Below are 18,628 nucleotides of genomic sequence, written 5' to 3'. Positions count from 1 at the left end.
GGGTCAATCGGCCTTGGCGGAGGCCGCTTCGGGTTTGGCCATCCATTCATGGCCGCGCAGCATTGCTTTCCAGTAGATCGGCGGCAGCAGGCGTTCCTTCAGAAGCCAGGCCGCACGTGTGGGTTGCGTGCCATCGAGCAGCCATTTCGGGAAGGAGGGTTTGAGCACGCCGCCATATCCGAATTCGGCCAGCACGATCCGGCCACGCTCGACCGTCAGCGGGCAGGAGCCATAGCCGTCATATTGCGCCCGTGCCGATTGGCCCGCGATATCGGCCATGATGTTCTCGGCCACGGTCGGCGCCTGTTTGCGCGCGGCCGCCGCCGTCTTGGCGTTGGGGGCGTTCATCACATCGCCCAAGGACCAGATATTGTCATAGGTCTTATGGCGCAGCGTGGCCTGATCCACATCGACCCAGCCCGCCGCATCCGCCAGAGGCGAGACGCGGATGAAATCCGGCGCGGTTTGTGGCGGCACCACATGGATCATGTCGAAATCGGTGGTGAGGATCTGTTTTTCGCTGTCGGGTCTGATGACCTCGAAGGTGGCCGTTTTGGCGGAGCCGTCGATAGAGACCAGTTTATGGAAGAAATTCAGCGTGGCGTCATATTTCTCGACATATTCCATCAGGGCAGGGACATAGTCCTTCACCCCGAAAAGCACGCCGCCGGCATTCATGAACTGGATGTCGATATTTTTCAGAACGCCGCGTTTGAACCACGCATCGCCCGAAAGATACATCGCCTTTTGCGGCGCTCCGGCGCATTTGATGGGCATCGGGGGCTGGGTGAAAAGCGCGCGCCCCTCGGTCGTCGAGGATACCAGCTGCCATGTATAGGGTGCCAGATCATAGCGGTAATTCGAGGTCACGCCATTGCGGCCAAGGGTCTCTTCGAGCCCCTCGATCCCCGCCCAGTCGAGCTTCAGTCCGGGGCAGACCACAAGGCGGTCATATTTCACAACGCGGCAACCATCGAGAATCACGGCGTTCTTCTCGGGCTCGAAAGCGGCCACGGCGGCCTTGATCCATGTGACGCCTTTGGGGATCAGGCTCCCCATGGTTTTGGCGGTTTTCGAAGGTTCAAAGATACCACCGCCGACCATCGTCCAACCGGGCTGATAGTAATGGATATCGGCGGGGTCGATGATGGCGACCTCAAGGTCGCTGCGCCGCGCCTTCAGGCTTGCCGCAACCGAAAGGCCGCCGGCTCCCGCGCCCACGATCACCACCTGATATTTCGCATCGCCCGTATCGGTGGGCGTCTTGCCGCCATTGGCAATCCGGCGAGCGACGCCATTCATGTCGTAGCCTGCGGCCTTGGCACGGGCGAGAATATCGGTCAGCGAGCGGTCCTTGGCCTGCGACAGTGACCAGAGCGTGGTCGACCGTGTGCCGGTGCGGCAATAGGCGAAGACGGGACCGGGCAGGGCGGTCAGTGCTGCGGCAAAGGCACTGGCATCCTCCTGCGTCACCATGCCGGGGGTGACCGGCAGATAGCGGAACTCCATCTCCTGCTCCTGTGCCGCGCGGGCGATCTCCTCATGGCCCGGCTGGTCCGCGCCCTCGGCATCGGGGCGGTTGCAGATGATCGAACGGAAGCCTGCCGCCGCGAGCGTCTGCACATCGGATATGGTGATCTGCGGACCGACGGACAGACCCGTGGCCAGTTCATGCTTTTCCAAAGCTCTTCCTCCTGGGAGATGGTCTTTAGGGGCGGGTCGGTGCCCGCCCCCTGACTGCGGACCTGCTCAGAGCCCGTTCAGGGGCACTTTCAGGTAGCGCTTGCCGTCGGTATCGGCGGGCGGCAGGTCGCCGCCGCGCATATTGACCTGCAGGGAAGGGATGATGAGCTTGGGCATGGCCAACTGTGCGTCGCGCTCGGTGCGGAATTTGACGAACTCCTCCTTCGTCCGTCCCTCCCCGACATGGATGTTATGCGCCCTCTCCTCGGCCACGGTGGTTTCCCAGCGGATCTCGCGGCCATTCGGGCCGTAATCGTGGCACATGAACAGACGCATCTCTGCGGGCAGGGAGAGAACCTTCTGGATACTGTCATAAAGGATGCCCGCATCCCCACCCGGAAAATCGGCACGCGCCGAGCCGCCATCGGGCATGAAGAGCGTATCCCCCACGAAGGCCGCGTTCCCCATTACATGCACCATGCAGGCGGGCGTATGGCCCGGCGTATGCATGGCGAAACAGCGCATGCCGCCGACATGATAGACATCGCCGTCATCGAACAGCCTGTCGAATTGCGAGCCGTCGCGCTGGAACTCGGTGCCTTCATTGAAGACCTTGCCGAACGTATCCTGCACCACGGTGATCTGACGTCCGATGCCCAGCTTGCCGCCCAGTTTCTTCTGGATATAGGGGGCGGCCGACAGGTGGTCGGCATGGACATGGGTCTCGATCAGCCATTCGAGCAGCAGTCCTTCGGCCTCGATATAGGCGATCAGCTCGTCGGCATGGTCATAGCTGATCCGTCCTGCCGCATAGTCGATATCCATCACGCTATCGATGATCGCGCAGGCCATGCTGCCCGGATCTTTGACGATATAGCTGATCGTGTTGGTCGCAGGGTCGAAGAACCCTTTGACCACAGGCTGGACGGACATGTCGGTCGTGTAGATCATGCTCGGAACTCCTTGAGCGAAGGACTGGGGGCTTTCCGCGGGAGGGGCGGATGCCGATGAATATATGGACCGGGCAGAACCCGGTGGCTGGTGTCACACCTAAGACCGGTGCGACGGGGAGGGCGCGCCTCTGCACGATACCAGCAGGCCGCAGGCCGGTGAAGGCGGGAACCGCAGAAAGGCATCAATACCACAGCGTCCTGTATCGTTCGGCATTCTGGTCTCCCGATGGGTCGTGAGAAAGGTTTATACCGGATGGAGGGAGATGCACGGTGACTTCGTCACATACGGGCTATGGTTGGTTTCGCACTCAGAGCAGGCCTGCGGCTTTTACAAGGCGCTCGAGCCCGGTCTTGCCGGTCAGCCGGACCTCGCCGCGCGCCTGCTCTATCCAGCCGCGACGGTGGAATTCCGAGAGGGTGCGCGAGATCACCTCGCGAGCGGTGCCCAGTTCGTTGGCCAGCGCCTGATGGGTGGCGCGGATGGTGTCGCGCTCATCGGCCAGTTCCAGAAGCCGCTGCGCAAGCCGCACATCCATGCGCTGGAAGACGATATCGTTGATCAGTGTGAAGAGATCGGTGATCCGGCGCGAATAGGCCTTAAAGACGAATTCGCGGAAAAGGGGCGAGCGGCCCGCCAGATCATCAAAGGTCGCGCGCGGAATGGCCACCGCTGTGACCTCGGTCTCGGCGACACCATCGGCGGCATAATCCTCGAAAGCCAGCATGCAGGCGGTGGTCAGCACACAGCTCTCGCCTGCATTCACGCGGTAAAGGATCACCTCGCGCCCCGTATCGGATTTCTGCTGGACCCGCACCGTCCCCTCGATCAGCAGCAGAAGATTGTCCGCCGATTGACCGGGAGCGAAAATCTCGGTGCCTTCGGGGACTGTCAGCACCTTGCTACCCGCGACCAGCGCCGTGCGGATGTCATCGGGCAGCTGCTTCAGGCCTTCGAATTTATCAATCCAGCCAGTTGTTTCGGGTGTCATCGGTAAAAGCTCCCCTGCCTTGCTCCGGCCTAGGCCTAGCTCCGGCGGCGGCAAAATGCCAGCCGTGGAGATTTTTACACGGCGTCCGGAACCCTGCGTCATCCAGGCGGTTTGCCTTGCATGATCCGTGCCACGCTCCGCGCCCCGTCCCTGCTGTCCCTTCTTCTGTTCTGGTGTCTGGCGGTCATACCGCCCGGCGCGCAGGCAGAGGAAGCTGCGGCCTCCGAGGAATGGTATCAGGTCGATGCGCTCAATCGCGGGCTGGGCACGACACCCGACAAGATCGACCGCACTACGCCGCGCTCGGCTCTGGAGAGTTTCATCATTCAGGCCAATAACGGCGACTGGCTGGCCGCCGCGCATATGCTGGATCTGTCGGATATCGACGAGATGGAACAGCGCACCAGAGGCCCCGAGCTTGCAAGGGATTTCAAGACTCTTCTGGACCGTAAGATCATCATCGACTGGTATGCGCTCTATGACCGCCCCGATGGCATGAACGAGCGCGGCGGGGCCGAGACGCCGATGGCGGGCAAGTCGCGCCGGTCGATCCTGCTATGGTATGTCGATCTGGGCGACCGGCCGGTGCCGATCCGCATCAATCGGATCAAGCCGAAAAACAGCGAGCCGGTCTGGGTAGTCTCGCGCCAGACGGTGGATAATCTGCCCGCGCTCGGCGATGCGTTCGCGCCCTCCGCGCTCGAGAAGGCCCTGCCTACGGTTTTGCGGCAGGAAGCGATCTGGGGTCTGCAATGGTGGGAGGCGATCGGTTTGCCTCTGGCGATCGCGATCACGGCCCTTATGGGCTGGGTCACCAAAAAGATCCTGTCGCGCGGCATGCATCGTGACCGCCGTGCCGCCCCCGGTTCCTTCCTCGTGGCGATACGCGGCCCCATGACCCTTCTGGTCATGACGGCGACGATGGGGCTGATTTCCAACAAGCTCTTTATCTTCTCGGGCCGTATCGACACGATTTTGTCGCCTCTGACCGTCTTCGGGATCGTGGCGGCGGTGCTGTGGCTCATCGTCAATATCGCCGACGTGATCATCGAGAGGCTGGTCTCCTTCGATGGGGGCGAGCTCAGTGCGATCGGCGAGGGGCAGGAACTGCGTCGCGCAATGGCCACCCGGGTCTCGGCGCTCAGGCGCGGGGGGATCGTGCTGATCGCAATGGTGGGCGTGGGGATCGTTCTCAACGAGGCCTCCGTCATGCAATCGCTCGGGATCTCGCTTCTGGCATCGGCGGGGACGATCGGTCTGCTTCTGGCCTTCGCCGCACGCAATATCCTGTCCAATATTCTGGCCTCGCTCCAAATCTCGATGAACCAGTCGGCGCGGATCGGCGACAAGATCCTGTTCCGCGATTATATATGCTCGGTCGAGCGGATCAATTTCACCTATGTCCAGCTGCGCATCTGGACGGGGAAACGGCTCGTGGTGCCGGTGGTCGATTTCGTGGCCGAGCCGTTCGAGAACTGGACGATGCAGGAGCATTTTACCCTGTTCGAGGTTATCCTGCGGCTTGATCACCGGACGGATGTCACGCCGCTCCGGGAATATTATCACCGCCTTCTCGACGAATATGGCCTACGCGATGATCCCGATAGCCGCGGCGTCTATGTGTCCAACCACGATATTTGGGGACAGGAGGTTCTGTTCCTCGTGCCGAGCGACGACCCGAATACCGGTCTTGTGACGGCCAACGAGGTGCGTGAGGCGCTGCTGGCAAAGGCGCGCGAAATCGATTGCGACGCCAGGCCGGTCTTCCCGCGTCATGCGCCGATGGACGCTGATGCGGTGCCTGCACAGAGTTGACCCCTTCATTCCGGCCTGCCATGGCTTGTGCGACCATCCTATCACGGAGACACATGATGACGCCTGCCGAACTCGCCGCCTATATCGATCACACCGCGTTGAAGCCCGATGTCACCACCGCCCAGATCGATGCGCTCTGCGCAGAGGCCGCCAGCCATGGGTTCAAATCGGTCTGTGTGAATTCCATCCATGTCCCGCGCGCGGCCAAGGCGCTTGCAGGCAGCGGGGTTCTGGTCTGCACCGTTGTGGGGTTCCCGCTCGGAGCCTCTCCGAGCGTTGTGAAAGTGGCCGAAACGGAATGGGCAATCGCGCAGGGCGCGACCGAGATCGATATGATGATCTCCGTAGGCGATCTGATCGACGGGCATCTGGACGCGGTGCGTGCCGATATCGCCGCAGTCAAGGCCGCCTGTGGCGATCTTTGCCTCAAGGTCATTCTCGAGACATGCCTCCTGACCGGAAGCCAGATCGCCACGGGCTGTCATCTGGCCAAGGAGGCAGGGGCGGATTTCGTGAAGACCTCTACCGGTTTCTCGTCGGGCGGCGCGACAATCGAGGCGATCTCGATCATGCGCAAGACGGTCGGTCCGGAGATGGGTGTGAAGGCTTCGGGCGGTGTCTCGACGACGGAGGATGCGCTGGCGATGATCGCGGCGGGAGCCAGCCGGATCGGCGCCTCCAAAAGCCTCGCGATCATTGGCGCTTAATATATTTCGAATCGCTCGCTTTGTGACGAAATTGTGAATGTGCAAATATAAACATTAGCATGCTGTGTTTCTGTCATTTACGGATGAAACACACAGGCGTAGAGGGACGTCATCAATTAGGCGGCTAACCTTGTTCACTGCTGGTTAGCCGTATTCACTTGGAGATGACTATGAAAACCACTCTCGTTGCTGCCGCTATCGTTCTTGCCGCTTCCGCAGGTTTCGCTTCTGCCGAAGGCGCAGGCCACGCGCAACTCGCCGCTCAGCTGGGCCTGAACGGTGCCGATTTCACCACTGCGGAACTGACCAATATCCGTGATGCAAAAATCAACGGTGACGTTCAGGAAGCAAAATACTTCCTGAACCACGAGAACCGTGCAAAAGAAAATACCTCGGTTTCTCAAGGTAAAGCCCAGCTGGCAGAGCAGCTCGGCGTTGATGCATCGAAATACTCGATGGCAGAACTCGTTTCGCTCTCGAGCGCGGATGACGCGAAAGAAGCCCGCTTCATCGAAACCGGCACTTCGCGCAATACCGTCGCGCCGATCGCACGCCCCTATCTTGGCACGGGCCGCTAATTCCGGCTCTGTCATGACCGTTGCACATCACTGATGTGCATCTCCAGTGAGGAAGGGTGATCCGAGTCCGGATTGCCCTTCTTCCAATTTTGCCTACTGTCTAAGCAGCTTGAAAACCCACCCTGAATTAGCGGTTTATTCAACAGCTGACTTATAAACTGCCGTGTCATTTCCGTCTTCTGGCGGGCCCGGCCTACATTGCACATCGCATTTTGCTGCCTATATCCAGTTGGACCGTTCGCATGAGAACCGGAATAGGAAAGAGACGATGGGATATGTAAAAACCGCTATGCTGATGGCTGCCGTCACGGCGCTGTTTCTGGGGCTTGGCTATCTCTTGGGTGGCAGCACGGGGATGGTTATCGCCTTCGTGATTGCTGCGGCGATGAACATCTTCAGCTACTGGAATTCCGACAAGATGGTGCTGCGGATGCATAACGCCCAGCCCATCGGTCCGCGCGATCCGTCCGGCCTGAACGAGATGGTGGCAGAGCTTGCGCGCAACGCCGATCTGCCGATGCCCGCGCTCTATATCATCGACACCCCCCAGCCCAATGCGTTTGCCACGGGGCGCAACCCCGAGAATGCGGCCGTGGCTGTCAGCTCGGGCCTCATGCAGGTGCTCTCGCGCGAGGAGCTGGCGGGGGTGGTGGCCCACGAACTGGCGCATATCAAGAACCGCGATATCCTGATCATGACGATCACCGCGACCTTTGCCGGTGCGATCTCGATGCTGGCGAATTTCGCGCTGTTCTTCGGCGGCAATCGCGAGGAGAACCGGCTGGGTATCGTGGGCACATTGGCCATGATGTTCCTCGCGCCTCTCGCGGCCTCTCTGGTGCAGATGGCGATCTCGCGCACGCGCGAATATGCCGCCGACAAGCAGGGGGCGCAGATCTGCGGCCATCCGCTCTGGCTGGCCTCGGCGCTGGAGCGCATCCAGCAGGGTGCGGCGCAGGTCGATAATATTGCCGCCGAGCGCAACCCTGCCACGGCGCATATGTTCATCATCAACCCGCTGCACGGGGGCGGGCGCGACAAGCTGTTCTCGACGCACCCCGCAACCGAGAACCGCGTGGCGGCGCTGCGCGAACTTGCCGCGCAGATGGGCGATAATGGGACGATGCGTCCCGCAGCGTCCCGCCGGCCCGTCCATGCCCAGCCTTTCCAAACCCCGTCGCAGGACGATGATGTCAGCGGCAGCTCGCTTCCCAAAGTGGGCCGCCACCGTGACCGGAACAGCCCCTGGAACTGAAGGGTTTAGCGTTTTACCGCAAAGCGGCGGGCCGCCCATGACGCCATAGGTGGCCCCGCAATCAGCACGACAAACAGCCGCAGGATCTGCAAGGTCATTACAAAGGACATGTCCGAGCCGCTGGAATAGGACAGGGCGGCCACGGCATCGATACTGCCCGGAACGGCAGCCAGCACGCCACTGAGCGTGTCGACATCCACCGCCCATGCAAGCGCGAAGCCGACCCCGCCGCCCAACAACACCATGACGATGGCCGCCCCGATGATTGCGGGCAGGGCAGCGCCTGCCTGACGCAGGAGCGGGCGGTCGAAGCGCAGACCCACATGCGCGCCGATCACGAGATAGGCCGCCACCAGAAACTCATGCGGCATGACCACGTTGACGCCTGCAGATTTCAGCGCAATCGCGGTGATCATCGGCACCATCAATCCGCCCGCCGGAACAAAGCGCATGAACCTCTGCGACAGTGGAGCCAGCAGGATCAGCATACAGGGGATCCAGATGGGCCCATGCGGGCTGACCTTCGCCGCCCCTGCTTGTGCAGGATCGGCAAGCCCCGTCATATGGAGGACCGCCGCCAAAGCGGACATCGACAGGATCACCACCAGAATCCGGATGATCTGGATGATGGCCACTGCCCGCGCATCCATGTTGCGCTCCTCGCTAATGGCGATCACGGCGCTTGCCATGCCGGGCAGGAAACCCCAGATCGCCTCCTCTTTCGCGATGCGGCCCATCCGTCCGACAACGACCCCCGCCGCAATCGCGATGACCATCGTGGCAAAGAGGCTGGCCAGCGCCTCGGGCCAGAACTCGCCCAGACGCGCGAGTGTGTCGGGTCGGTAGCTCGAGGCGATGAGAACCCCCGTCGCGCCTTGTGCGAGAGCCCGCAAATCGCGGTTGAAAGCCATTTTGTATCCGGCCAGACCGAAACACATCCCCGCGACGATCGGCCCGATCAGCAAGCCTGCCGGCACCCCGAAATAGGACAGCACTCCGCCCGCTGCGATGCCGCTGATAACGATGGCGAGCCATGATACGATCCGTCTTGCCTGCATGCGGGGCCTGTCCTGACTGGTGGTGTTTCGGAGGTGATGTGGCGCGGGAGTAGGGGAGGTCAAACGGCGAGGGCCGCGCGTCGGGACTGCAGGGCCAGCGCCGCGCCCAGACAGGCGAGCCCGATAACAACCAGCCCGAACCAGAAGAAGGCCGGTGACAGTCCGATCAGGTCGATGAGCCCGCCCATCACGACGGTTGGCACGGCATTCGACAGATAGCCCACTACATAGAAACGCGAGATCCAGTTCGCGCGGGTTTCGGGCGGGGCGGCCTGTGTGGCGATGCCGAGCGCGGAGACAAAGGCGGCGCCATAGAAAAAGCCGCAGACCGGCATCATCGCGAGCATGATCCAGCCATGTTCTCCGGGGAGCGCCAGAAGAAGGATGCTTTGCGCCAGCGCCAGCCCGATCATGCCGATGATCAGGGTCCGCAGGGGCAGTGAACGGCCCCAGAATACCTGACCCACACCACCAAACAGCTGGAACAGCGCCGGAACCATGCCCGCCAGGCCGACGGAGCGGATCGCGTAGGCGCGCTGGCCCAGATCGGTGCCGATCGCCATCAGGAGCGAGCCGAGCATCCACGCGACCGTCAGGCCGAGACAGGCCAGAAGATAGAGCCCGAGTTGTCCGCCCTGCGACGCTCCCGACGCGGCTTTCGCGCCTGCGCCCGTGCGGGGCTCGCGCGGGGGCCATGCGGCCAGTTTCAGCCCGACCATCGCCAAGACCGCAAGGCCCACGATGATCACGAAGGGCAGGGAGGTGGCGGCGAGGCCCAGTTCGAGGCAGGTGGCCGTCAGGAGCGGTCCGCCCGCAGCGCCCAGCGTGAAAGCCAGCGTGGCAAACATCGCCGCGCGGCCACGTTTGTCGGGGTGGGACAGCTCGAACAGCGCCGTCGAGGCGGTGCCAGTGATCAGCCCCGTGCCGAAGCCGTTGAGGAACCGCCCCGTCAGCAGCGTCCACAGGCTGTCGGGATGGCTGAAGATCGCCGCCCCCAATGCCGTGATCAGCAGCCCCGGCCACAGAACGAAGCGCAGATCGCGGATGCCCGAACCGATCGCGCCCGCCAGAAACAGCGCGCAGAGCGTGCCGACGGCATAGGTGGCGAAAATCGCCGTGCCCATGACCTGCGGCAGGTCCAGATGCGCGATATAGAACGGATAGAGCGGGCTTGGAGCGGTGCTGCCCAGAAGCGCCGAGAACATGGCGAGCATGCAGGCCGCCGGACCCAGCTTGCCCGCAGCAGCGCCTGAAACCGGAGAGGGGGAAGACATTATGAAGGCCTCGAGACAGGAAAAGGCCGCCACCCGTTGCCGGATGGCGGCCTGACGTTACAAGCTAACTAGGCTTATTTTCCTGTCAGAACAAGTGTTCCACCTCGGGGGCGGGCACAAAACGCCAAGCGCGGCGCGGGCCGGCCATCACGTTGAGATAATACATTTCGAACCCGTGCGGTGCGCCACAAGGATGGTGTCCGCGCGGCACGCAAACGACATCGCCATCCTTGACCGCCATCACCTCGTCGAGCGAGCCATCATCGGTATAGACGCGCTGGATGCCCCAGCCCTGACCGGGGTTGATGCGGTGGTAATAGGTCTCTTCGAGATAGGTCACACGCGGGAAATCATCCTCGTCATGGCGGTGGCTCGGGAAGGACGACCAGTTACCTGCGGGGGTGAAGACCTCGGTCACCAGCAGGCTGTCGCAGTAATCCTCGGCTTCCATGGCGATATTGTTGATATGGCGCTCGTTCGAGCCCTCGCCGCGCTGGGTCAGGGTAATATTGTCGGGGCCGATCTTGCGCGCCTCGTGGCCGCCCTTGCCGGGGGCAAGGCAGACCGCGATGGTACAGTCGGTCTCGGCGACAGCCTCCCAATCGGTGCCGTTCGGCAAATAGAGGCAATGCGGCGGGGTCTTCTCGAAGACATTCATCCGCTCGCCCAGCACACCCCAATCCTTGCCCGCGCCCTTGATCGCGGCCTTGCCCTCGACCATCACGAGAATGACCTCGTTCGACCCGGTGGCCTCTGCCGCCGTGTCGCCCGCTTTCAGTTTATAGAGCGAAAATCCCACATAGCGCCAACCGGCCAGCGCAGGGGTAATTTCATGTACCTTCCCGCGGGTTCCGAAGGGCTTGTGCTGCAAATTCGTCATGTTCCTCTCCTCTTTCTCGGCTCTTCCGCGCGATGGCGCGGCCTCCTGCCCAATGTAGATCATGCCGCCTGTCCGGCATCAACTGGCGGTGCAAAACCGCAGCCCTGACCTCTCCGCATGCGATCCATGCGTATCGCGCGCCGGATTGCCAATGGTTTATCCTATGATTTGAGGGGGCTGCGCATTTTCTTTCAAAATGCAATATTCGGGTGCCGCAGGGCATGGCTCCACCACGCCGCCGCCGCATTGCGTCGCTGGCGGCTCGGTGCAGCGGCGCCTTTGACAGTTTCGTGATGGTCCGGTCAGGGATATTCCCTGCGGGTCGTGGTAGAACAACGCCGGACGGCTGAACGCAAAAACCCGGCCGCGAGGCCGGGTTTTCTGTATCGATATGCCTGCGATCGGGGAGCCCGATGCGGCAAGTCCGGATCAGGTACCCGGGGTGGTGGTGGTGTCCGACGAATCGTCGTTAGCAGCCACTGCGATGCTGATTGCAACGATGGTCACCATGGTGCCGGCAACGATGATGCCGGTGCCTGCACCAGCAAGCGGGCCAGGAAGGCTGGTCGGGCCGGGTGCTTGTGCGTTTGCTGCGGAAGCAGCAGTGATCAGGGCGAGAGCCGCGAGTACTTTCTTCATTACAAAACTCCAATAGGGGACAGCTATTAGATTTCAACTTAGCAGGCGGGTGTTCACTTTCAATTTCTTTTTCGCGAGCGCAGAAAAATTGCCTTGAAAGTTATTTTATCGATTAGTTCACGATCTGACGGAACCTGACATAGCCCATACGCGGACCCGCCCATTGGCGCGACTGCCACATCACCCCGTCCTGCAGACCGATCCAGTAATCATTGCTGACCTTGTTGCCCTCGGGCGAGGTGCAGGCCTCGATCAGATGCCGTGTAGCATGTGATTTTCCAAGAATTTCAATGGTCTCGTGCCCTGTTGTGCCCAATGTGCAGGTGAGATCCAGTTTGTTTTCCGAGTAATCGCCCGCGCGCGTCACATAGTGGCGGGTCACGGAACTGGCCGGACCCATCGCCTGTCCCTTGCTGACGGGAGCCGATGCGGAGAGGAGATCGAAGCCGAAACCGCGTGACGCAATGAGCACACCCTGCCGGAAAGTAAAGCTGCCGTTATCGGAACTTTGCCAAGTTTTGCTCCGACCAAGCGAATCACTCTGCTCGGTCTCGGGGACCAGATAGCCGGTCGCGCCAATACGTTCGACGCTGACCTCCATGACCGGCACGCCCAGCTGTTCGAGCTGCGCGCGGCTCATCTGCGGAGCCGGTTTCTGGCGCGACTGCTTGAGCGCGGCCACGACGGTCCTGGCTACGACTTCCTGACTATTGGGGGCCTCGACCCCCGATGAACAGGCGGCCAGAATGCTCAAGAGGGCCGCGGAGAGAACGACGGAGGTCTTCATTGCCAGAACCCTGCTTTCTGTTGCGTCAGGCTGGTATTGTCCTTGCCGCGGATGTCTTCATAGAGTCGGCCGGGCACATAGACCCGCTGGCCGCCATCACGTTGGGTCGGGCGGATCGTCATGCCATAGCCGCTGCGGTTGGGATCGCCGGTGAGCCATGCGATCGGAACGCTGAAGCGCACGCCCTTGTCGAAGGAGCCCTCGCCGAATTCCTCGGAGGAGACATCGGTAACGGTGGCAAATGCGCCGACCGACCAGCCATTGTCGAAGATGCGGTCCAGTGAGACGGTCGCACCGTAATCGCCCGCCAGATAACGCCCCGCATCGACTTCCAGCAGATAGTCCTCGAAGCGGTAATAGGCCGAGACATGGCCGGTCACGACATCATAATCGCGGAAATCGAAAAGCTGGTCATAGTCGCGCTGTTTGACGTAATTCAGCTCCGCCCCGAAGGCGAGCGGGTTATCCGCCTGCTTCCAGAGCACCTCGCCCGAGACCCCGCCATACATCTCCTCGAAGAGACCGGCGCTCGCACGGGCGTAGATATCGGGGGCCATCTTCCAGTTATGCTGGAGATAGAGGTTCTTGAGGGTCGTATCTTCCTGCGCATAGGCGGTCTGGTCGGTGCGCACATGTGGCAGCACGGAGTTCGAGAGACGTCCGTCCTTGATGTTGCCCCAGACGCGCTGGCGCACGGCCCCTGCCAGTTTCCAGCCCTGCGAGAACTGCCATGTCGCGGCAAGTTGTGCGCCCACATCCAGTCGGAACGGTTCCGACGGATCGAAATAGGAGGTCTTGGTATAGGGCGTGAGCGCCCACGAGAATTTCGGATAGAGATCGCCATTGATCTGCGCATCGGCACCGACGGCAGGCGCATCGCCTACGGTCGCACCCGCCCAGACCGTATCGGTCGCGTCCGGCAGATATTCGGTATCCTCCAGCGTCGTGCGGCTGATCGTGACCGCCGAGGCGGCCATTCCGTCAACCATCGGCACGATGCGGAAGGTCTCGACCGTGGCGGGCAGATAGCGGGCGAGGATACGCGCAATCCGGCCCACGGCCAGAGTATCGGCCTGATAGCGCGGGTTGCGATAGCGGATATCGACGGAGCGCGCATGAAGGGTCAGCGATTCAATCAGGATGCCGTCATCGGCGAGCGCCGTCTTCAGGTCTTCAAACAGCTTGCTGCGCGAGGTCTCGCTCTGCGCCCAAGACGGATCCCAGTCCGATTCCTCGGCCCAGTCGCGGCGCGGCGGCACCGGATCGGGGGCGGCGATCACCAGCGGCGTGATCTCGTGGCGCGGATTGAGCTGGAATTGCGCGCTCACGCCCACGATCGAGCCGTAAAGGTAATAGGCCCCGATGCGGGTTGTATCGGAGACCTGATATTCGGCGCCGAAATTGAACGAACTCTTGCGCTCGAACACATCCGACTTCTCTGTCTCGGTCACATAGGCATCCGAGGAATATTCGGCCTTCAGGCTCCAGTTCTGCCCGCTATCCCACTCGATCCCTGCAAAAGGCGCCACATCTCCGCGGAACCACTGGTCGGCCGAGAGCTGGCCGCCCGAGGAAGAGCTGTCATAGGAGGGGCGGCTGCCGGTCGAGGTGAAGGCTCCCATCGAGCCCAGACGTCCCCAACCCAGACCCGCGGTCACATGCAGTTGACCCTCGCCCGAGGGCGAAAGCCCCGGCGTGGTGAAATGCTTGCCCGCCACGATATATTCCGACGCGTTCAGACCGGTGCCCGCGATGTCCTGCAGTCCCAGCGTGACGGCGGGCGCATAATGGCCCTCCTTCAGAAGGCGCAGGCGCAGATCGAAGCTGCGGTCGTAATAGGTGTCGAACCCGTAGAGATCGAGGTCCTGGATCCCGCTATAGCGGAAGGTCGCAGACAGCCAGGGAAACGCCTGGAAGGTCATGTTATAGCGCGATATTCCGCCCGCATAGGAATAGCTGAAGGCCGCCTGCCCGTCAGGGAGCATCTCTGCGGAGGGCATATCCAGCACGCCCGGCACGCCATACATGTTCAGCGAGGGCGCTTGGGGCTGGCTATAGGTAATGTCGCTGCCATCCTGTGCCCAGACAGGGAAACTCGCGCCACACAGAAGCGCGGCCAGAAGAGTGCGGCGCCATGCAGACCGTTGGGAAATACTCACTATGCCTGACCTTGGTTGTCTCAATTGCTCTTCACCATAGAGCACGAAGCCGTCAACAAGCGCAACAGCCCGCACCGCTTTTCGGACCTGCCGGACGAACAGCAGCCCGCAGATGGTTGAATTTGGCAACAAAGCTGACGATATCTGGGCGGATCAGGACAGGAGGCCCGTGAATGACCGTATCAGAGGCAACAATCAACGCTGCAATCGAACATCCGCAAGTGCTGGAGTTCATGAAGACCCGTCGCTCGCGTCCGGCCAAGACGCTGGTAACGCCGGTCCCCGATGATGGCGCCCTGATGCCGATGCTGGAAATCGCGGCCCGCTCCCCCGATCACGGCAAACTCGAGCCGTGGCGTTTCATAGTGCTGCGCCGCTCCGCGCTCGAGCGTCTGGCCAAGGCTGCAACCGAGGGCGCCGCAGCCGACGGGCTGACCGGCGTCGATATCGAGAAGGCCGCCAAGCAGTTCGAGGACAGCCATCTCTGCGTGGCCGTCATCAGCGCCCCCGTGGATAGCCCCAAGATCCCTCTGATCGAGCAGACACTCTCGGCGGGCGCTGTCTGCTACGGGCTTCTCTCGGCGGCGCTGGCATCAGGCTGGGGGGCAAGCTGGCTCTCGGGCTGGGCCGCCCATAACGCGGATTTCGGGCGCGAGGCGCTGGATCTGGCAGAGAGCGAATGGGTCGCGGGCTTTGTCCATATCGGCACTGAAGGCGTCACGCCGCCCGACCGTCCGCGCCCCGATCTGGCACGCATCACCACATTCGTGACCGAATAAGGACGCAGACGCATGATCTTTTCGTCCATCGCCCGTGCGATAGAGGATGTGTTCCGCCCCGGTGCCCTGAAGATCCTCGCGCTGGGGGTGGGGTTGTCGGTCGGGCTTTTGCTACTTGTGACAGTGCTGTTCACATGGGGCGTGGGCGCGATCACGCCCGATGATTTCACGCTGCCCTTCACGCAGTATCACATCGGTTTCGTGGATGATATCGCCTCGCTTGCGACCATCGGGCTGATGATGGTTCTGTCGATCTTCCTGATGATCCCTGTGGCCTCGGCCTTCACGGGTCTGTTTCTGGAAGACGTCGCGGCGATGGTCGAGGGCGAGCATTACCCCGATCTGCCGCAGATCCGCACCTTCACGCTGGCCGAGACCATCGCCGAGAGCCTGCGGTTCCTTGGCGTGGTGATCGTGGCGAATCTCATCGCTTTCACGGTCTATTTCTTCATCCTGCCGGTGGCGCCTTTGCTGTTCTTCGGGCTCAACGGCTATCTGCTGGGGCGGGAATATTTCCAGATGGCTGCGCAAAGACGTATCCAGAAAGAGCAGGTGCAGGCGCTCTATCACAAGCATCGCTGGATGATCTGGACGACCGGCGCGCTGATGGTGGTGGTGCTGACCATCCCGGTCGTCAACCTTGTGGTGCCGGTGCTGGGGGCTGCGACCTTCACCCATCTCTATCACCGTCTGACGGGACAGGTGCCGCGTCCGCGCGTGATCCGCTCCGCCTGAACCGAAAAAGGCTGTCCTGTAGGGCGGCCTTTTTCTCTGTCCGGTTGTCATTTTCAGAACAGCAGATCACAGTGGCGCCGGATGGGGGGAACGCCCCCTATGGAGGAGAAAGTCATGAAACGACTGGAGGGCAAATCTGCCCTGATCACCGGCTCCGCCCGCGGCATCGGGCGCGGTTTTGCCGAAAGCTATATCCGTGAAGGCGCGCGGGTCGCGATTGCCGATATCAACCTTGCCGCCGCCGAGGCGACCGCGGCCGAGCTGGGCCCGCAGGCCTACGCGGTGGAGCTGGATGTGACCTCGCAGAAGAGTATCGATGCCGGCATCGCGCGGGTCGTCGAGGTCGCGGGCAAGCTCGATATCCTGATCAATAACGCAGCGCTTTTTGATGCCGCCGAAACCGTCGATATCACCCGCGAGAGCTATGACAGGCTCTATGCCGTCAATGTGGCGGGGACGCTGTTCACCATGCAGGCCGCGGCCAAGCAGATGATCGCGCAGGGACATGGCGGCAAGATCATCAATATGGCCTCGCAGGCGGGACGTCGGGGCGAGGCGCTGGTGCTCGTCTATTGCTCGACCAAGGCCGCCGTCATCTCGATGACGCAATCGGCGGGTCTTAACCTGATCAAACATGGCATCAACGTCAATGCCATCGCACCGGGTGTGGTGAATGGCGAACATTGGGCGCATGTGGATGCGATGTTCGCCAAGCTCGAAGGCAAGCCGCTTGGCCAGAAAAAGGCCGAGGTCGAGGCGGGCGTTCCCGCAGGGCGTTATGCCGAACCGGCCGATCTGGCGGGGATGGCGGTGTTTCTGGCCTCGAAGGATGCCGATTACATCGTCTCGCAGACCTATAATGTCGATGGCGGCCAGTGGATGAGCTGACGCTTCTGGGTCGGGCGGTCGCCGCCTGACCCGCACCCGATGCACGCCATCGTGAAGAAAACCAGACCGGCGCTGGTGCGTTACATCCCCGAGACCGAAATTTTTCATATTTCATCGGAGGATATCATGACCAAGAAGATCCGTTACGCCGTCGTCGCAGGAGGCCAGATCTCGCAACAGGCTTTCATGCCGGGCATCTCGCGCACCGATAATTCCGAACTCGTCGCCCTTGTGACCGGCGATCCCGCCAAAGCCTCGAAACTGGCAGGGCTCTACGGGATCAGGGCATGGCGCTATGACGAATATGACGCGCTTCTGGCCTCGGGCGAAATCGACGCGGTCTATGTCGCGACGCCCAATTTCCTGCACACCGATTATGTGGTCCGCGCGCTCAATGCGGGTATCCATGTGCTCTGCGAGAAACCGATGGCCGCGAGCCTCGAGGACGGGCGCCGGATCATCGAGGCGGAGGCGCGCTCGAACGCCTATCTGATGATCGCCTATCGCCTGCATAACGAGCCCGCGACGGTGGAGATGTTCACGCGCGCGCGTCGTGGCGATTTCGGTAAGCTGATGAGTTTCACCTCGACCTTCACCCAGCAGGTGGCCGAGGCCAATTCGCGTGGCCATAATGGCTACTGGGCGGGCCCGGTGCCAGATATGGGGACCTATCCGCTCAACGCGCTGCGCAACCTCTTTGGCGAGGAGCCTGTCAGCGTCTATGCGATCGGCACCAGCGACCCTGACTGCGGCTTCAATTTTGACGATACCGTGGCCGTTACGCTGGGCTTTTCGGGCAATCGTGTGGCGCAGTTCACCTGCAGCTATGCCACGGAGAAATCGGAAAGCTTTACGCTGGTGGGCACGAAGGCCAGCATCCACGCCACGCCTTGCTTCATGTTCGGCCCCGAGGTCGGGATCTCCTATACAGAAACGCGCGCGGACGGGGTGACCGAGCATGCTTTCGACCCCGTGGACCAGTTCGGCAACGAGACGCAGTATTTTTCGAACTGCATCCTGACAAAGCAACGTCCCGAAGCGGATGGCCGCGAGGGCTATCTCGACCTGCGCGTGCTGGACGCGGTCGAGCGGTCGTTGGCATCGGGGCAGGTGATCCGGCTCGAGCCGGCAAAGCCTGCTCAGGCGGTCTCGTCCGATCAGGCCTACAGGCTGGCACCGGCGGACGAGCCGGCGCCGGACGAGCTGATCAGCGTGATCCCGCAGCAGCCGATGTCCTGAGAACGGTCGCGAGTGTTCTAAAGGGTCTGCCATTTCGCAGACCCTTTTTTTATTTCGGGTTCCACATCGATTTGTGCATATATAAACGTTTAGCGTGCTAATTTTATATATTTCCAATCACGACGAACATACCTAGATAGATCTCCAGAAAGACAAAACGCAGATCGTAACACAGCCCTGCGGGGCACTGGCGAGATGCAACACTAGGAG

The 18,628-nt window shown here is 61.6% G+C and carries 17 protein-coding genes; 8 read left to right on the top strand and 9 right to left on the bottom strand.

The annotated features are described in order from the left end of the window. Positions 1 to 3: 3 nt before the first annotated feature. From WDB91_RS15345 to WDB91_RS15335, 3 genes are all read right to left on the bottom strand, one after another. Positions 4 to 1,683: a TIGR01244 family sulfur transferase gene (locus WDB91_RS15345; RefSeq protein ID WP_339115071.1), complete on the bottom strand. Its 1,680-nt coding sequence runs from the start codon at positions 1,681 to 1,683 to the stop codon at positions 4 to 6. Between the two features lie 66 nt (positions 1,684 to 1,749). After that, the gene (locus WDB91_RS15340; RefSeq protein WP_339115070.1) at positions 1,750 to 2,634 is read right to left on the bottom strand and encodes an MBL fold metallo-hydrolase; all 885 of its coding nucleotides are present in this window, start codon (positions 2,632 to 2,634) and stop codon (positions 1,750 to 1,752) included. A 310-nt stretch (positions 2,635 to 2,944) separates the two neighbouring features. After that, the gene (locus WDB91_RS15335; protein WP_339115069.1) at positions 2,945 to 3,625 is read right to left on the bottom strand and encodes a Crp/Fnr family transcriptional regulator; all 681 of its coding nucleotides are present in this window, start codon (positions 3,623 to 3,625) and stop codon (positions 2,945 to 2,947) included. Positions 3,626 to 3,745: 120 nt separating this feature from the next. On the opposite strand from WDB91_RS15335, the gene WDB91_RS15330 reads away from it, so the two are divergent. The 4 genes from WDB91_RS15330 (at position 3,746) to htpX (ending at position 7,980) form a co-directional block, all read left to right on the top strand. Beyond that, the gene (locus WDB91_RS15330; RefSeq protein ID WP_339115068.1) at positions 3,746 to 5,440 is read left to right on the top strand and encodes a mechanosensitive ion channel domain-containing protein; all 1,695 of its coding nucleotides are present in this window, start codon (positions 3,746 to 3,748) and stop codon (positions 5,438 to 5,440) included. A 53-nt stretch (positions 5,441 to 5,493) separates the two neighbouring features. Beyond that, complete coding sequence (gene deoC, locus WDB91_RS15325) at positions 5,494 to 6,147, top strand: deoxyribose-phosphate aldolase (RefSeq protein WP_339115067.1); 654 nt, start codon at positions 5,494 to 5,496, stop codon at positions 6,145 to 6,147. 170 nt (positions 6,148 to 6,317) lie between these two features. Continuing rightward, the gene (locus tag WDB91_RS15320) at positions 6,318 to 6,725 is read left to right on the top strand and encodes a hypothetical protein (protein ID WP_339115066.1); all 408 of its coding nucleotides are present in this window, start codon (positions 6,318 to 6,320) and stop codon (positions 6,723 to 6,725) included. Between the two features lie 268 nt (positions 6,726 to 6,993). After that, positions 6,994 to 7,980, top strand: a complete 987-nt coding sequence (htpX, locus tag WDB91_RS15315) for a zinc metalloprotease HtpX (protein ID WP_339115065.1) — start codon at positions 6,994 to 6,996, stop codon at positions 7,978 to 7,980. Positions 7,981 to 7,985: 5 nt separating this feature from the next. Here htpX and WDB91_RS15310 read toward each other — a convergent pair whose 3' ends face one another. The 6 genes from WDB91_RS15310 to WDB91_RS15285 all read right to left on the bottom strand — a co-directional run bounded on the left by WDB91_RS15310 (position 7,986) and on the right by WDB91_RS15285 (position 14,777). After that, positions 7,986 to 9,038, bottom strand: coding sequence for an AbrB family transcriptional regulator (locus WDB91_RS15310; RefSeq protein ID WP_339115064.1), 1,053 nt, complete (start codon positions 9,036 to 9,038; stop codon positions 7,986 to 7,988). A 59-nt stretch (positions 9,039 to 9,097) separates the two neighbouring features. Next, positions 9,098 to 10,312 carry an MFS transporter gene (locus WDB91_RS15305; RefSeq protein WP_339115063.1) on the bottom strand — a complete coding sequence of 405 codons (1,215 nt, stop codon included), beginning with the start codon at positions 10,310 to 10,312 and terminating at the stop codon, positions 9,098 to 9,100. 85 nt (positions 10,313 to 10,397) lie between these two features. Further along, the gene (gene iolB, locus WDB91_RS15300) at positions 10,398 to 11,192 is read right to left on the bottom strand and encodes a 5-deoxy-glucuronate isomerase (protein ID WP_339115062.1); all 795 of its coding nucleotides are present in this window, start codon (positions 11,190 to 11,192) and stop codon (positions 10,398 to 10,400) included. Positions 11,193 to 11,621: 429 nt separating this feature from the next. After that, positions 11,622 to 11,831, bottom strand: a complete 210-nt coding sequence (locus WDB91_RS15295) for a hypothetical protein (RefSeq protein ID WP_339115061.1) — start codon at positions 11,829 to 11,831, stop codon at positions 11,622 to 11,624. A 112-nt stretch (positions 11,832 to 11,943) separates the two neighbouring features. Beyond that, positions 11,944 to 12,618: a YjbF family lipoprotein gene (locus WDB91_RS15290; protein ID WP_339115060.1), complete on the bottom strand. Its 675-nt coding sequence runs from the start codon at positions 12,616 to 12,618 to the stop codon at positions 11,944 to 11,946. Beyond that, positions 12,615 to 14,777 (bottom strand): YjbH domain-containing protein, encoded by a 2,163-nt coding sequence (locus tag WDB91_RS15285; protein WP_339115059.1) that lies wholly within the window; start codon positions 14,775 to 14,777, stop codon positions 12,615 to 12,617. Before WDB91_RS15285 ends, WDB91_RS15290 begins: the two co-directional genes overlap by 4 nt. 173 nt (positions 14,778 to 14,950) lie before the next feature. Here WDB91_RS15285 and WDB91_RS15280 point away from each other — a divergent pair, with 173 nt between their 5' ends. The 4 genes from WDB91_RS15280 (at position 14,951) to WDB91_RS15265 (ending at position 18,418) form a co-directional block, all read left to right on the top strand. Then, positions 14,951 to 15,556: a nitroreductase gene (locus tag WDB91_RS15280; protein WP_339115058.1), complete on the top strand. Its 606-nt coding sequence runs from the start codon at positions 14,951 to 14,953 to the stop codon at positions 15,554 to 15,556. Between the two features lie 12 nt (positions 15,557 to 15,568). Next, the gene (locus WDB91_RS15275; RefSeq protein WP_339115057.1) at positions 15,569 to 16,291 is read left to right on the top strand and encodes an EI24 domain-containing protein; all 723 of its coding nucleotides are present in this window, start codon (positions 15,569 to 15,571) and stop codon (positions 16,289 to 16,291) included. A 114-nt stretch (positions 16,292 to 16,405) separates the two neighbouring features. Further along, a complete protein-coding gene (locus tag WDB91_RS15270; RefSeq protein ID WP_339115056.1) occupies positions 16,406 to 17,179 on the top strand; it encodes an L-iditol 2-dehydrogenase in 774 nt (257 codons plus the stop codon). Between the two features lie 126 nt (positions 17,180 to 17,305). Then, positions 17,306 to 18,418 carry a Gfo/Idh/MocA family oxidoreductase gene (locus WDB91_RS15265; RefSeq protein ID WP_339115055.1) on the top strand — a complete coding sequence of 371 codons (1,113 nt, stop codon included), beginning with the start codon at positions 17,306 to 17,308 and terminating at the stop codon, positions 18,416 to 18,418. Positions 18,419 to 18,628 lie beyond the last annotated feature (210 nt).

Source organism: Thioclava sp. GXIMD2076 (assembly GCF_037949795.1).
GTDB lineage: Bacteria > Pseudomonadota > Alphaproteobacteria > Rhodobacterales > Rhodobacteraceae > Thioclava > Thioclava kandeliae.
The sequence above is the reverse complement of the archived record's forward strand: the minus strand, read 5'-3'. Positions and strand labels throughout refer to the sequence as shown.